This is a genomic window from Serratia sp. Ae19-1, assembly GCF_059801225.1.
The window spans coordinates 1-14,785 of the sequence record NZ_JBCHWD010000004.1 but is presented as its reverse complement, the minus strand read 5'-3'; the positions used below and the strand labels follow the sequence as shown (position 1 = coordinate 14,785).

The following is a 14,785-nucleotide window of genomic DNA, read 5'->3' as shown; positions in this document are numbered from 1 at the left end:
CCTAAGCGAAATTTGCCTTACTTTATTTTTCTATGGCTTCTCTGTCCGCCGTGGCGGGCTTTTACCGGTCAGCAGGTTAGACATCATGATCGATTACACCCTCTATGGCCTCAACCAGCACGATGTTGACGAATACCATAAGCAAATATGCTGCCTGCTCGGCAAAAGCGTGTTGCTGGCGCTGATCGCCAACAAACCGATAACCAAACAGAACCTGCTCAGCTGTCTTGTTCAGGAGGCGGAAAAGCAACCCGATGATTATTTCCAGCGGTTGCACCGCGCAGCCATCGAAATGATCGGCGTTAACGGACGCTAGGGCGATATGCGCAAGGCGGAAATCTACGCCATTATTGCCACCGTCGTGGTGTTGATTGCGCTGTTAATAATTAGCTACGATAGCGATATCCCTGTTTATCCCTGACGGCCAACCTGCTTGCGCCGGTTTTTCACCCGGCGCAAGCAGGATGCGCAGAAACAATTTGCCACCAGAGCCGCTTTACAGCCCGGATAACATTCCCGCCCTGGCGTTATTTCGAACCGGCCGCTTCGTCAATCAACCTCGCCACCTCATCGGCGTGGGAGGCCAGCGAGGCGTGACTGGCATTCAAGGTCAACACTTTCCTGGCCTGCAACCGCTGCGCCATTCGCCGCTGATTCTCCGGCGCTATCATGCGATCGTCGCTGGAGAGTTGATACCATGACGGTTTATGTTTCCAGGCGGGGTCGCCGATAGCGTTGCCAAAGGTGCCGGCCAGCGGAGCCTTCTGCGCCACCGCCATCACCAGCGCCTCGTCAGCAGTCAGATCCTGGCAAAAGCTTTCATGGAACTTGTCGGCCTTGATCCACAGGTAACCGTCGCTGTCCGGCGCCAAATTCGCGGCTGCCGCCGGAGGATGTTCTTGCGTAATGCCGCCGGGACTTTCACCGGCATCCGGCGCAAACGCGGCGATATAGACCAGCCCAATCACGTTGGGCTGGTTGCCCATTTCCGTGATCACCGCCCCACCGTAAGAGTGCCCGACCAACAAGACCGGCCCCGCTTGTTGCGCGACCATCTTGCGCGTGCGCTCCGCATCTTCAGCCAGTGACGTTAGCGGCATTTCCACCGCATGGATCGCCGAATATCCCCTGCGCGACAACGCGATAATGACTTTACTCCAGTGCGCCGCACCGCCCCAGAATCCATGTACCAGCACGATAGTTGGTTTTGAGCTCATTGCCGACTCCTTTATCTCATAGGGAAGCGCGGTACACCGATAGGCAGGCGCCCTTTACGCAGGCGCCGTACTGCCAGCGACGCTGCGCGCACTCCCCATTTTATATAGTCAGCCTCGCGACGTTCGACAATAGCTACGACGGGTTAACACGCCCGATTTTCCGGCATCGCCGTGAACGGCCGCAGCGGCGCAGGCCGCAATGGCCGAGCGAAAGATGGGATTAAAACTAGGATTTTTACCCATGCCGATCTAAAATCTCGCGCAAAAACAAAGAGAAGTAAATTTGAATCACCGGGAAAAGGAATGAAGTTGTGAAGGAAATGATCTCCATCGTATTGATGACGTGCCTGCTGGCGCTGCTGTTTTCGTGGCTGTTCGTCTACGGTCTTAACATTCATTAAACCTACGGCGGCTACCCACGCCCCTTCCTGACTGGCAGGCAGCGCATCCGCACGGTGCGCTCAAAACCGCCGAATCGCGTCATGCTTTCATCCAACAACACGCCCCCTGCAACTGGCAAGAACACGCGCCCACCGAACCCGGCTTCCTCTCACCCAAACCCTTCGCAAATACATCATAAATTTTTATCAATTACAGTTTCACCGCGTTCCTCTGTGACTCACCGCCCCTTTTCTTGCCTAACCGTGTCTCACTCTGGCGAAGGCTTGTTCACCCACCAATGTTACCGGTAACTATATTGTTGATTTCTTTTCGAAATAAACAGAAAGCTGTTAATAACCCTACGTTCTTTATAGAAATAAATTATGTATTCTTATGGATAAAGGTTTGAATTAACGGCCGTGGGTCATTGATTATCGTCCGCCAAGCTCCTAGAATTCGCGCGTAAAAATACAACTGGGATCGGGTTTCATGTCGTCGCTGTGGGTTGCAACGCAATACTGTTATTTTATTGGTCTGTTAGTTTCTATGGTTTTCACCTATCTGGTTAGCAGGGACACCGTCAAGATTCGATGCATCAGCGCATTGACCATCGGGTTGACCTGGCCGTTGAGTCTGCCGGTCGTGTTGCTGTTTTCGCTGTTCTAACTCTTCCAACGTCTCGCTGCGCTTTCGCTTTAAACAGCCTGCTCATGAAAATAGATTGATCGCCGCGGTTGCGGCTGCTGGCGTGGAATAAAAAAACGCCAGCACGAAGGCTGGCATGAAAAAATTGGAAGCAATGTGAGCAATGTCGTGCCGGCTTGGGGGGCACAGAAGGAGACAACCCTTTTCCCCTCACCGGTGATATGAATGATAATGCGTCTCATTATTAAATGTAAAGTCATTTCCCTGCGCAACTTTTTCCGTTTGGTAAAATATCAGCCGCGCGGCGTTCGCCAGCGCCGATACATCCGCACCGCCCCCCATACCAGCAACCACAGCAAAATATTCACCCCCAACCACAGCATCAGCAAGTAGCAGAAGGTCTGGTAACCGGGTATGCCCCGATCGGCCAAAAACGGGTTAAAGTGAAAAAATTTGACGATCGCGAACGGATTAAGATTGAAACGGTTGAATACGGCCGCCGTCAACAACGGTGGCAACAGGGTGTAAAACGCCAGGCTGAACAGCAGCAGGATCTTTGTACCCGAAGTGTTTTTATAATCTTTCATATCAATGTATTACGTCTTTCGCTGTGATGTAAAAACCGCCGAACATTCGCACGTCAATCGACCCCGAGCGCGAAAAAGAGTTCCCGGCCAACGCGGAAATAAAGCCGATCCTGTGTTTAATCGTCATTTAGCGCCCGGGTGATATATACCCTGTGGATTTTAAATTACGATGCCGGCGCACCGCCCTCATTCGCAACATTTGCGTGGCGTCATCAGGAGGCCTTAATGAAACCGGACGCACTCTCCCTGCCGCCGAACTCAAAAAAACTTAAAGTGATCTACGGCTGGTATATTTACGTAGTCTATATCCTGCTGGTTTTTAACATCTACATGGCGGTTTACAACGTCTGCGTTCGGCATCCGTTCGAAGCCCCGCTGCTGTCGCTGTTTCACAGCCTGTTCCTCGCGCTGATGCTGCAGCAGGTGCTCAAGAAAAACGTCATTTTCGCCTGGATCTTGCTGAGCTATTTTATTCTGATGCGTCTGTATTACGCCAATGTGCTGCATGTCGAGTTTACGCTGCTGAGCCGCAGCCTGGTACTGCTGATTCTGACGCTGTTGCTGACCGGCTCCGTGGCCGTCGGGCAACTGGCCACGCCCCCGCAGCGGCATGACTGGCTGGCGCGGTTGGGCTGGCGTCAGTGGGCTGCGCTCACGGCGCTGGCGGCGATTCTGACCCCGCTGATTACCACCGACTATCTGGGGTAAACAGGGCGTTATTTGGGGATATGAGGCTCGGATATGTCTACGATGCGGCATATTTTGGTGTAGTTACCCGCCTTCTCACAGATTTTGTCTGTGACGAACACGCTAAGGTAGCCCAGCAACAGCAAGTAGCCGACCATGCACAAAATAAAGATAAGCGTTCTCACCGATAGCGACCAACCAGACAAGAGTATCCCGAGCATCATAACCTGAACGCGGCGCTTTAAAAGGATTTCATGTGCGCACCAGCCGCATCAACGCACGTTCTGTAGTAAGATTAGGCAACCTCACCCACCACCGGAAACGCCAATGCACCATCTGATGTTAGACATTGAAACCCTGGATATAAAACCCAGCGCCGTCATTTTGGTGGTTGCGGCGGTGTTTTTCGATCCCCGCACCGGGGAACTGGGCGCCGAATTCGAAACCGCCGTCAGCAGTCAGAAAGACCAACCGGGCAGAACCATCAGCCTGGATACGGTCGCCTGGTGGGCGAAACAGTCCGATGAAGCGCGCAAGCAGGCCTTCGGCGGCACCGAGAGCCTGAAACGCGTGCTGAGCAGCCTCAGCCGCTTTATCCATATGAACAGCACCGACACGGTGAAAGTCTGGGGCAACGGCAAAGAGTTCGATTGCGCGATCCTCGAACACGCCTTCCAGCAGTTGGAAATGCCCTGCCCGTGGAAATTCTGGAATACACAGGACGTGCGCACAGTGATCACGCTGGCGGAACTGCACGGCTTTAACCCGAAAAAGACCCGCCCATTCGAAGGCATGCCGCATCGCGCGCTGGACGACGCCCGCCATCAGGCCCGCTACGTGGCCGACACCGTCTCGGCGCTCTATTACCGCCCGGCAGCGCAGCGTTGACCGCGCTTTGCCCCTTTTCATTTGCCGCCAGAATCTCTACTCTAGCCCTCTTTGTCACTCGGACGTGCCTTTCTTGTTATGCAAAAGTTTCTGTTTATGCTTCTCAGCCTGGTGCTGCTTGGCCCATTAGGCATCGACCTTTATCTGCCGACCATTCCCGCCATCGCCGTCGGCCTGGGCAGCAGTGAAGCGCTGATACAATCCACCATTTCACTGTTTATTTTGGTGCTCGGTCTCGGCCAGGTCATCGCCGGTCCGTTGGTGGATAACTACGGCCGCAAACCGGTGGCGCTGGCCGGCATTATTCTCTACATGCTCGGTGCGGCGATGGCGGCGCTGGCCAGCAACCCGACCGTTTTCATCGCCTCGCGTCTGCTGCAAGGGGTAGCGGTCTGTTGCACCGCTGTCGTCGCCTTCAGCGGCGTACGCGATCGCCTGAATGGTGACGATGCCGCTCGCGCGTTCGGCTTCCTCAACGGCACGCTGAACATCATCCCGGCGCTGGCGCCGCTGCTCGGCGGTCTGCTCGCCGAGGCCTTCGGCTGGCGCGCGCCTTTCTGGTTCCTGGTCGGCTACGCGCTGCTGGTATTGGCGATCATCGCGCTGTATCTGCCTGAAACCCGCCCCGTCGATACCGTGCCGGTCAAAGGGCTGCCGGTGCGCCAATACGCACGCATCCTCAGCGAACGGCGTTTCCTCTCCTTTGCCGTGGTGAATTCCGGGGCGATGGGCATGGCGTTGACCTACGTTTCCCTGGCCCCCAATGTGCTGATGGGCACCGCCGGCCTGACCCCGCTGCAATTCTCGCTGGTGTTCGGCGCCAACGGCTTCTGGATCATGTTGGTCAGCTTCTTCGCCAACCGCATCATCCACAAAGTCGGCCGCCCGGTTTGCCTGGCGATCGGTGGCATGCTGATGGGATTGGGCTGTCTGGGGCTGCTGCTGGGCGTCATGCTGCTGCCTGCGGCGGCGCAAGCGCATTGGCTGGCATATATGCTGCCGGTCGCCAGCGCCTGCGCCGGATTGGCGTTCGTGATGGGCCCGGCCACCAGCTATGCGCTGGAACCCTACTCCAATGAGGCCGGCGTCGCGTCTGCGCTGGTCGGCTTCGTGCAGATGGCGGGCGGCGCCGCGCTGGGTCTGGTGGCGATGGCGTTGCCGCTGCAACCGAAACTGTCGCTGGCGTTGGTTATGCTGGTAGGCTGCCTGCTGGCGCTGCACGCGCGGCGTCTCAGCAAGCAGATTAAAGGACAGATCAGAAAAGTCGCCTGAGCCCGTCTCAGGCTTCGGTGACGACCGGCACCCGCGCCGCTAACGCCGACAACAGCTCATAACCTAACGTCCCTGCCGCCGTGGCTACTTCGTCCACCGGCAGGCGTTTCCCCCACAGCTCGACTTCGGCGCCCAATTCGGCTTGTGGACAGGGCGTTAAATCTACCGCCAGCATATCCATCGATACTGTTCCCAGGGTGCGCGTCAGTACGCCATCCACCCATACCGGCGTACCGGTCGGCGCATGACGCGGATAGCCGTCGGCATAACCGCAGGCCACCACACCGATACGCTGCGCGCCGGCGGCGCTGTAACGGCCGCCATAGCCGACGCGATCGCCAGACTTCAGTTGCTGAATGCCGATGATTTCACTGCTCAGCGTCATCGCCGGCTGCAACCCCGTCGACGCCACATCACTCCAGCAACCGCTCGGCGAGGCGCCATAGAGAATGATCCCAGGGCGCACCCAGCTGCCGTGGGTCGAAGGATGCCACAGCGTGGCGGCCGAGTTGGCCAGGCAGCGCGGCAGCGGTATATCGGCGGCGGCCGCCTCGATGGTGGCCATCTGCCGGGTCACTCCTTCCGGACCGTCGGCGGTGGCGAAATGGCTCATCAGCGTCAGCTCGGCGATGTTGGCAACCGCCTGCGCCCTGCGCCACACCTCGTGCAGCCGTTCGGGTGCGAATCCCAGCCGGTTCATACCGCTGTTCACTTTCAAATAGACGTCGAGCGGCGCGCTCAGCCTGGCGTCGGCGATCGCCGCCAACTGCCAGTCGCTGTGCACCGCCGTCGTCAGGCGATAACGGTCGAGCAGCGCCAGATCCTGCGGTTGGAAAAAGCCCTCCAGCAGCAGAATCGGCCCCTGCCAGCCGGACTCACGCAGCAGCACCGCTTCGGCCAGATCCAGCATGGCGAAACCGTCGGTTTGCGCCATGCTGCGCCAAACGTGTTTGATGCCGTGGCCATAGGCGTTGGCTTTAACCACCGCCCAGACTTTGGCGCCGGGGGCGAAACGGCGCACCACCTGCAGGTTGTTTTCAATCGCGCCGAGATGCATCGTGGCAGTTATCGGACGGGGCATCGCTTCTCCTTGGGGCAGCATACAGCGGCCACGCGCGCCTGCGCGTGGCCAGGAAAGTCTATAATCGAATCGGGCGATTAGCGTGCGGGATGCACGTCGCTCAGCGGAACCGCGTGTTGCTGGCGAAACCCGGCGCTGTAGCGCGCCACCGCCAGATCATCGGAAGGGATCGCCGGCGTAATGCCAGACATCAGATCGGACAGCAACTGCCCGGAACCGCAGGCCATCGTCCAGCCCAACGTGCCATGCCCGGTGTTGAGGTACAGATTCTTCAGCGAAGTGCGGCCGACGATCGGCGTTCCGTCCGGCGTCATCGGGCGCAGCCCGGTCCAGAACGTCGCGTCCTCCACTCTGCCGCCGTTCGGATAGAGATCGCGCACCACCATCTCCAGCGTTTCGCGCCGTTTTTGCTCCAGCTGAGTATTGAAACCGACGATCTCCGCCATACCGCCGACGCGAATACGCTGGTCGAAACGGGTAATGGCGATTTTGTACGTCTCATCCAGTACCGTAGAGAATGGCGCCGCCGTTTCATCAGCGATCGGGATGGTCAGCGAATAGCCCTTCAACGGGTAAACCGGGATAGACACCAGGCCGCGCAGCAGCGCCGTAGAGTAAGACCCGAACGCCACCACGTAGCTATCGGCTTTGAACACCTCTTCACCGCACTGCACGCCGGCGATCTTGTCGCCCTCCACCAGCAGGCGATCGACGCTGCGGTTGAACAGGAAGGTCACGCCCGCCTGCTCTGCCATCTTCGCCAATTGCTGCGTGAACAGCTGACAATCGCCGGTTTCGTCGTTAGGCAACTGCAAACCGCCCGTCAGCTTGTGCGCCACCTGCGCCAGCGCCGGTTCGACGCTGGCGAGCTGGTTGGCCTCCAGCAACCGGTAAGGCACCCCGGCATCTTCCAATACCGCGATGTCTTTCGCCGCGTTTTCAAACTGTTGTTGGGTACGGAACAGCTGCAACGTGCCGCCCTGACGCCCTTCGTACTGGATGCCGGTTTCCTGGCGCAGCGCTTTGATGCAATCGCGGCTATATTCCGCCAGGCGCACCATGCGGCCTTTGTTGGTCATGTAGTGTTCGGTATTGCAGTTTTTCAGCATCTGCCACATCCAGCTCAGCTGGAAGCTGCTGCCGTCGAGGCGGACCGCCAACGGCGCATGGCGCTGGAACATCCACTTGATGGCTTTCAGCGGCACGCCCGGCGCCGCCCAGGGGGCAGCATAGCCCGGTGAGATCTGCCCGGCGTTCGCCGCGCTGGTCTCCAATGCCGGGCCGGGCTGACGATCGATCACCGTCACCTCATGCCCCGCTTTCGCCAAATACCAGGCACTGGCTACGCCCACCACTCCACTACCTAAAATTACCACTCGCATCGCTGACTCCAGCTCAAGGCTTCACAAAGCATAATCTTCTGCTCACAGGAAATTAACTCAGTGAAAAAATCCGTCCAACAACTTCATCATCAAACGTGACAATATTCACAATTAATTTATCGTCGATAGGCCAGGCATTTGCAATAGCCGCCAGTAAATAGCGATAAGATGCGGTTCATGGGGGATTATAACACGAGGTCGACGCTGAATCGCTAGCAATGCTGTCAGTGACAGCACCAAATAAAGGCGTGATAAGCAACATGGTTTTAACAGAATATAAAAATATCAGCCAACATATAAACAGAATAAAACACCAATAAAATACGAATAACCAACACAACAGACAGAGCCAGACTCTTGCCTCCGCAGCAGAAAAGTCGCGTAAAATTTCAGCCAATAATAGCCACATTGTTGCTATTGAATTGAGCAGCCGCTCACCCCGGCGCCAATCCCCCTCTTTTCATCGCTCAGCACGATATGAACCGTTATGCCGTCGAGCAGATCCTAGAGTTCACATTATCGCTATTCTGGAGTGCCTATTATGTTTATCGCTATCTACCGATTCTCAGTCAAAACCGGACACGAATCAGCCTTTCGCCAGGCCTGGCTTGAGTTGACTCAGGGTATCTATCTGCAGCGCGGCAGTCTCGGTTCGCGCCTGCATCGCGATGCGGGCGGGCAGTTTATCGGCTATGCGCAGTGGCCAAGCCGCGCCGCATGGGAAAGCGCCGGTGCCGTTCAATTGGAGGAACGCTATCGGCAAGCCCGGGAGAGAATGCGCGCAGCGTTGTTGACGGATGAAACGTTATTTGAACTGGAGGTTACGGATGATTATCTGCAAATCAGGCCGTTTGACTGAGCACAAGCCCACCCGTGCGGGTTTGTGACTGTGAGACAGACCGGCGTCAGTGATGCAGCATCTCGTCCACGACCTCTTTGGTCTGTAGCTGGAACGGGTAGTAGGTCGGCCAGTTATCCATTTCTTTCAGCAGCGCCTCCTGCGACGTGTTGCCCATAAAGATATGGAAATGCGCCGATTTGCGCGGGCCGATAATATGATCGCTGAACTGCACGAATTTTGGTGCCTGGCTGTCGGCATCCTGGCATTCGAACAGATAGCGCACGCCCTTTTTACCGGAGACATAAGTCAGGATCTTATGCCCGGCGTACTTATACTGACAGGCGCTGGATTGATCTCCGCGGTGAAACTCCATGACGCCGTTCTCAATGCCGATGGTATCCACATCAGTGGCGTACCCTTTGCGGTAATACGCCTTCACTTCGGCGAAGCTCTTGCTGTTATCCTGCGTCGCTTTCTTCTTGAACACCGGGTCAAGCTCCCCATTGAGCAAATAAGGATAGACGGATTGCCATACCCCCTCCCAGTCGGCCAGGTCGCGATCTTTGACGTCCTTGTCGTCGAACACGCCCGCTTCCGCCCTTTTTTCCACTTCCGTCAGCGGTTTGCCATGTGAATGATGCCCGTGGGCGACCGCCTGTCCGCTTATGAACATCGCCGCCAGCGCCACCGCCAGTTTGCCAAAATGCCTCGCCAAAATGCGCTCCTTGTCCGTCATTGAGAATTGAGAAAAACAGGAAGTTACAATATAACATAACAGTTTTCAATCCTTCTGGCGCTGTAAGCAAGCTATTGCGCCCCCATGCCGCAGGGCTATACTCGGAGAAGAAGCGCGGGGCTTCTGCCGGGACGGACGCGGCGCCGGATCGACCGCCGTTCGCTCCCTTGCGTACCGGCATTTTTATTTCACTGATTTGCAACGGTTAATTATGACTTGAACTATGCTTGTTACAGGGCCTGCCGTTTGAGCGAGGCCCGTGAATAATGAGGGTGCGCTGATGACTACTTCAACACATGAAAAGGTTAAGGATGATAAACGGCTGAGCGATGGACCGGACTGGACGTTCGAACTGCTGCAGGTGTATTTGGAGCAGATCGACCGCGTCGCCAAGCATTACCGGCTCGACACCTACCCCCATCAGATCGAGGTGATCACCTCCGAGCAGATGATGGACGCTTATTCGAGCGTCGGCATGCCGATCAACTATACCCACTGGTCCTTCGGCAAAAAGTTCATCGAAACCGAGCAGCGCTACAAGCAAGGCCAGCAAGGGCTGGCGTATGAAATCGTCATCAACTCCAATCCCTGCATCGCCTACCTGATGGAAGAGAACACCATCACCATGCAGGCGCTGGTGATGGCGCACGCCTGCTATGGCCACAACTCGTTCTTCAAGAACAACTACCTGTTCCGCAGCTGGACTGATGCCAGCTCTATCGTCGATTATCTGCTGTTTGCTCGCCACTACATCAGCCAGTGCGAAGAGCGCTACGGCGTCGATGAGGTGGAACGGCTGCTGGATTCCTGCCACGCGCTGATGAATTACGGCGTCGACAGGTACAAACGCCCGCAAAAGATTTCATTGGTGGAAGAGAAAGCGCGCCAGAAAAGCCGCGAAGAGTATCTGCAGAGCCAGGTGAACACGCTGTGGAAGACCTTGCCGCGCGTCGAGCGCGAAGAGTCGCCGGAGCAGGCGCGCCGCTATCCGAGTGAACCGCAGGAAAATATCCTCTATTTTATCGAGAAGAACGCGCCGCTGCTCGAGCCTTGGCAGCGTGAGGTGTTGCGCATCGTGCGCAAAGTCAGCCAATATTTCTACCCGCAAAAACAGACTCAGGTGATGAACGAGGGTTGGGCCACCTTCTGGCACTACACCATCCTCAATCATCTGTACGACGAAGGCCGGGTGACCGAACGCTTTATGCTGGAGTTTTTGCACAGCCACACCAACGTGGTGTACCAGCCGCCGTACAACAGCCCGTACTATAACGGCATCAACCCTTACGCGCTGGGCTTCGCCATGTTCCAGGACATCAAGCGCATCTGCCAATCACCGACCGAAGAAGATCGCTACTGGTTCCCGGACATCGCCGGCAAAGACTGGCTGGACACGTTGCATTTCGCCATGCGTGACTTTAAGGACGAGAGCTTCATCAGCCAGTTCCTGTCGCCCAAAGTGATGCGCGACTTCCGCTTGTTCACCGTGCTGGACGACGATCGCAACAACTATCTGGAAATCGCCGCGATCCACAACGAAGCCGGCTACCGGGCGATCCGCCAGGAGCTGTCGGCGCAATACAATTTGAGCAACCACGAACCGAACATTCAGATCTGGAACGTGGATTTGCGCGGCGACCGCTCGCTGACCCTGCGTTATATTCCGCAGGAACGCGCGCCGCTGGATAAAAGCCGCCGCGACGTGTTGAAACATCTGCATCGCCTGTGGGGCTTCGACGTGATCCTCGAGCAGCAAAACGAAGACGGCAGCGTAGAGCTGCTCGATCGTTGCCCGCCGCGGCCTACGCCGCAGTAACTGCGGTGCCATAACGACAAAGGGCGCCGAAAGGCGCCCTTTATTATTTCGCTCGCACGCGATCAGCGGCGCGCTTCGGTCAGATCGCTTGGCATGGTGCCCTGCATGCTCTGCCAAATCGCCCCGCTGTCTTTACCGTAATTACGCACGGTATCCATCACCTGGTCGTACATCTTCTCATGGCACAGCGTGGACAGTTTGCTGTAGAAGGTCAGCGCCAGCTTGCGCGCTTCCGGGTTGGAGAAGTAGTAACGGCCCACGCGGGTATACAGCCCTTTCAACCCGTTGAAGATCAGGCCGTAGATCGGGTTGCCGGAAGCAAACGCCAGACCGCGGAAGATTTCATAATCCAGCACATTGAACGCATCCGCCTGATCTTCGACTTCGGCGGCCTTCGCCAGCACTTCCTGCGCCTGCTCCGGATGATTGCGCACCGCGGCACGAATAAAGATCGACGCGATATTGGTGCGTACCGACAGCAGATTATCGATCAGCTGCGGGACGCTTTTGTGATCGAGACGGGCTACGGTCTCAAGGATGTTGAGGCCGGACGTTTCCCAGAAATTGTTCACTTTGGTCGGTTTGCCATGCTGAATGGTCAACCAGCCATCGCGGGCAAGACGTTGCAACACTTCACGTAATGTGGTGCGCGTGACGCCAATCAACTCCGAAAGCTCACGCTCCGCGGGCAAAATAGAGCCAGGGGGGAAGCGATTATTCCAAATACTCTCAATAATGTACTCTTCCGCGAAACCGGCAGGACTCTGCGCCTTTATGACCATGTGTTTGACGTTCCGTTGCGACGATAAATTCAGTAAAAGTAATCAGCTCATCATACCAGATCACACAGACATGACATAGCGTGAGCGAAAAACAATAAACGAAAGTGTGCATAAAGTGGCAAAAAACGCGCAAAAACACCGGTTGCAAGAAATTTACCGCCGTAAAACAAGCTCCGGTTGCGCCCGCCCCCGCCGCGTTGTTAGGGTACGTGCTACGACTGATTTAAGGATGCATAAAGGACAATGGAAACAACCTTGCGCAGCGCCCTGCTCAAAAACTTCCTGGGGCAATCTCCCGACTGGTACAAACTGACCATTATTATTTTCCTGGCGATCAACCCGCTGGTGTTCTTTTTCGCCAGTCCGTTTATCGCGGGTTGGCTGCTGGTGGTGGAGTTCATCTTTACCCTGGCGATGGCGTTGAAGTGCTACCCGTTGCTGCCGGGCGGCCTGCTGGCGCTGGAGGCGGTAGCCATCGGCATGACCAGCCCGGCCCAGGTCTCGCAGGAAATCGAACATAATCTGGAAGTGCTGCTGCTGCTGGTCTTTATGGTAGCCGGCATCTACTTTATGAAGCAGCTGCTGCTGTTCGTATTTACCAAACTGCTGCTCAACATCCGCTCGAAAACGCTGTTGTCGCTGGCATTCTGCCTAGCCGCCGCCTTCCTTTCCGCTTTCCTCGACGCGCTGACGGTCGTGGCGGTGGTAATTAGCGTCGCCACAGGGTTCTATTCCATCTATCACAACGTGACCTCAAATCGCCCCGACGGCGACATCGGCGACGACAGCGATTTCACCGGCGAAGAGCGCAAACAGACGCTGGAACAATTCCGCGCCTTTCTGCGCAGCCTGCTGATGCATGCCGGCGTCGGCACCGCGCTCGGCGGGGTCATGACGATGGTGGGCGAGCCGCAGAACCTGATCATCGCCAAGAGCGCGGACTGGGGCTTCATCGACTTCTTCCTGCGTATGGCGCCGGTCACCTTGCCGGTGCTGGTGTGCGGCCTGCTGGTCTGCTGGCTGGTAGAGCGTTTTCGTCTGTTTGGCTACGGCGTGCAGCTGCCGGACGCAGTGCGCGAGGTGCTGAAAGAGTATGACCGCAAGGCCACTGCAGGCCGCAGCAAGCAAGAACGACTCAAGCTGGTGATGCAGGCGTTGATCGGCGTTTGGCTGGTGTTGGCGCTGGCCTTCCACCTGGCCGAGGTCGGGTTGATCGGCCTGTCGGTGATCATTCTCGCCACCTCGCTGTGTGGCGTGAACGATGAACACGCCATCGGCAAAGCGTTCCAGGAAGCGCTGCCGTTCACCGCCCTGTTGACGGTGTTTTTCACCGTCGTTGCGGTGATCATCGAACAGCACCTGTTCAGCCCGGTGATCCAGTTTGTGCTGCGCGCCGAGCCCGCCTCTCAGCTTTCGCTGTTCTACCTGTTCAACGGTCTGCTGTCGTCGGTTTCCGACAACGTGTTCGTCGGCACGGTTTACATCAACGAGGCGCGTGCCGCGCTGGAGTCTGGTGCCATTGCGCTGAAACAGTTTGAACTGCTGGCGGTCGCCATCAATACCGGTACCAACCTGCCTTCTGTCGCTACCCCGAACGGCCAGGCGGCGTTCCTGTTCCTGCTGACGTCGGCGCTGGCGCCGCTGGTGCGCCTGTCGTATGGACGCATGGTGTGGATGGCCCTGCCGTATACGGTGGTGCTGACCGTGGTCGGCCTGCTGTGCGTACAGTTCACGCTGGAGCCGGCGACCGAACTGTTGACGCAGTGGCACTGGCTGACGCTGCCTCCTCTCGACGCTATCGGCCACTGATGCGGCGCCGGCAGAGTAAACCGACTATTTTTACGCGGAAACCGGCCCAGGTGGCTGGCAGCGAAGATGAATTGGTTTACACTGCCGGTTCAATTGCTTACTGCATGGAAGAATCTAGATATGTTGCAATTCTTTAACCGCTGTTCACAAGGACGCGGCGCCTGGCTGCTGATGGCCCTGACAGCGTTGGTGTTGGAACTGGTCGCGCTCTATTTCCAGCACGTGATGCTGCTGCAGCCCTGCGTCATGTGCATTTACGAGCGTTGCGCACTGTTCGGCATCCTCGGCGCCTCGCTGGTGGGCGCCATCGCGCCGAAAACCCCGCTGCGCTACGCGGCGATCTTGCTGTGGATCTACAGCGCCTGGGAAGGCGTTCAGCTGGCGTGGAAGCACACCATGATCCAACTGCACCCTTCGCCGTTCAATACCTGCGATTTCTTCGTCAGCTTCCCTTCGTGGCTGCCGCTGGACAAATGGCTGCCGGCGGTGTTCCACGCCTCCGGTGACTGTTCCGTGCGCCAATGGCAGTTCCTGACCCTGGAAATGCCGCAATGGCTGGTCGGCATCTTCGGCGCCTACCTGCTGGTGGCGCTGATCGTGTTGATCGCACAGTTTGTTCGCCCACGCCGCCGCGATCTGTTCGGCCGCTGATCGGTACATA

At 57.0% G+C, this 14,785-nt stretch carries 15 protein-coding genes; 9 read left to right on the top strand and 6 right to left on the bottom strand.

Annotated elements, in window-relative coordinates:
* Positions 1-85 precede the first annotated feature (85 nt).
* On the top strand, positions 86-316 hold the full coding sequence (locus AAIE04_RS12820) for a hypothetical protein (protein WP_019452768.1): 231 nt from the start codon (positions 86-88) through the stop codon (positions 314-316).
* Between the two features lie 211 nt (positions 317-527).
* Here the strand turns inward: AAIE04_RS12820 and AAIE04_RS12815 are convergent, their stop codons facing one another.
* On the bottom strand, positions 528-1,217 hold the full coding sequence (locus AAIE04_RS12815; RefSeq protein WP_498577073.1) for an alpha/beta hydrolase: 690 nt from the start codon (positions 1,215-1,217) through the stop codon (positions 528-530).
* Between the two features lie 870 nt (positions 1,218-2,087).
* On the opposite strand from AAIE04_RS12815, the gene AAIE04_RS12810 reads away from it, so the two are divergent.
* Positions 2,088-2,264, top strand: coding sequence for a GhoT/OrtT family toxin (locus tag AAIE04_RS12810; RefSeq protein ID WP_025159799.1), 177 nt, complete (start codon positions 2,088-2,090; stop codon positions 2,262-2,264).
* 272 nt (positions 2,265-2,536) lie between these two features.
* Here AAIE04_RS12810 and AAIE04_RS12805 read toward each other — a convergent pair whose 3' ends face one another.
* A complete protein-coding gene (locus tag AAIE04_RS12805; protein WP_063918467.1) occupies positions 2,537-2,830 on the bottom strand; it encodes a hypothetical protein in 294 nt (97 codons plus the stop codon).
* Positions 2,831-3,055: 225 nt separating this feature from the next.
* On the opposite strand from AAIE04_RS12805, the gene AAIE04_RS12800 reads away from it, so the two are divergent.
* The 3 genes from AAIE04_RS12800 to AAIE04_RS12790 all read left to right on the top strand — a co-directional run bounded on the left by AAIE04_RS12800 (position 3,056) and on the right by AAIE04_RS12790 (position 5,677).
* Positions 3,056-3,538: a hypothetical protein gene (locus tag AAIE04_RS12800; RefSeq protein WP_063918468.1), complete on the top strand. Its 483-nt coding sequence runs from the start codon at positions 3,056-3,058 to the stop codon at positions 3,536-3,538.
* Positions 3,539-3,844: 306 nt separating this feature from the next.
* Entirely contained in the window at positions 3,845-4,405 is a 561-nt protein-coding gene (locus AAIE04_RS12795; RefSeq protein ID WP_498056231.1) for a 3'-5' exonuclease, read from the top strand.
* A 78-nt stretch (positions 4,406-4,483) separates the two neighbouring features.
* Positions 4,484-5,677, top strand: a complete 1,194-nt coding sequence (locus tag AAIE04_RS12790) for a multidrug effflux MFS transporter (protein ID WP_498056232.1) — start codon at positions 4,484-4,486, stop codon at positions 5,675-5,677.
* Positions 5,678-5,684: 7 nt separating this feature from the next.
* Here the strand turns inward: AAIE04_RS12790 and dadX are convergent, their stop codons facing one another.
* Positions 5,685-6,758: a catabolic alanine racemase DadX gene (gene dadX, locus AAIE04_RS12785; protein ID WP_025159800.1), complete on the bottom strand. Its 1,074-nt coding sequence runs from the start codon at positions 6,756-6,758 to the stop codon at positions 5,685-5,687.
* Positions 6,759-6,835: 77 nt separating this feature from the next.
* Positions 6,836-8,140 (bottom strand): D-amino acid dehydrogenase, encoded by a 1,305-nt coding sequence (locus tag AAIE04_RS12780; protein WP_025159801.1) that lies wholly within the window; start codon positions 8,138-8,140, stop codon positions 6,836-6,838.
* Positions 8,141-8,681: 541 nt separating this feature from the next.
* Here AAIE04_RS12780 and AAIE04_RS12775 point away from each other — a divergent pair.
* Entirely contained in the window at positions 8,682-8,999 is a 318-nt protein-coding gene (locus tag AAIE04_RS12775; RefSeq protein WP_019452779.1) for an antibiotic biosynthesis monooxygenase family protein, read from the top strand.
* Between the two features lie 46 nt (positions 9,000-9,045).
* Here AAIE04_RS12775 and zinT read toward each other — a convergent pair whose 3' ends face one another.
* Positions 9,046-9,696 carry a metal-binding protein ZinT gene (gene zinT / locus AAIE04_RS12770; protein WP_063918472.1) on the bottom strand — a complete coding sequence of 217 codons (651 nt, stop codon included), beginning with the start codon at positions 9,694-9,696 and terminating at the stop codon, positions 9,046-9,048.
* Positions 9,697-9,997: 301 nt separating this feature from the next.
* Here zinT and AAIE04_RS12765 point away from each other — a divergent pair, with 301 nt between their 5' ends.
* Entirely contained in the window at positions 9,998-11,533 is a 1,536-nt protein-coding gene (locus AAIE04_RS12765; RefSeq protein WP_019452781.1) for a SpoVR family protein, read from the top strand.
* Between the two features lie 62 nt (positions 11,534-11,595).
* Here the strand turns inward: AAIE04_RS12765 and fadR are convergent, their stop codons facing one another.
* Positions 11,596-12,315, bottom strand: coding sequence for a fatty acid metabolism transcriptional regulator FadR (gene fadR / locus AAIE04_RS12760; protein WP_025159802.1), 720 nt, complete (start codon positions 12,313-12,315; stop codon positions 11,596-11,598).
* Between the two features lie 243 nt (positions 12,316-12,558).
* Here fadR and nhaB point away from each other — a divergent pair, with 243 nt between their 5' ends.
* Both nhaB and dsbB read left to right on the top strand, forming a co-directional pair.
* The gene (gene nhaB, locus AAIE04_RS12755) at positions 12,559-14,124 is read left to right on the top strand and encodes a sodium/proton antiporter NhaB (RefSeq protein WP_063918474.1); all 1,566 of its coding nucleotides are present in this window, start codon (positions 12,559-12,561) and stop codon (positions 14,122-14,124) included.
* 120 nt (positions 14,125-14,244) lie between these two features.
* Positions 14,245-14,775, top strand: coding sequence for a disulfide bond formation protein DsbB (gene dsbB, locus AAIE04_RS12750; RefSeq protein ID WP_004932277.1), 531 nt, complete (start codon positions 14,245-14,247; stop codon positions 14,773-14,775).
* Positions 14,776-14,785: the final 10 nt, after the last annotated feature.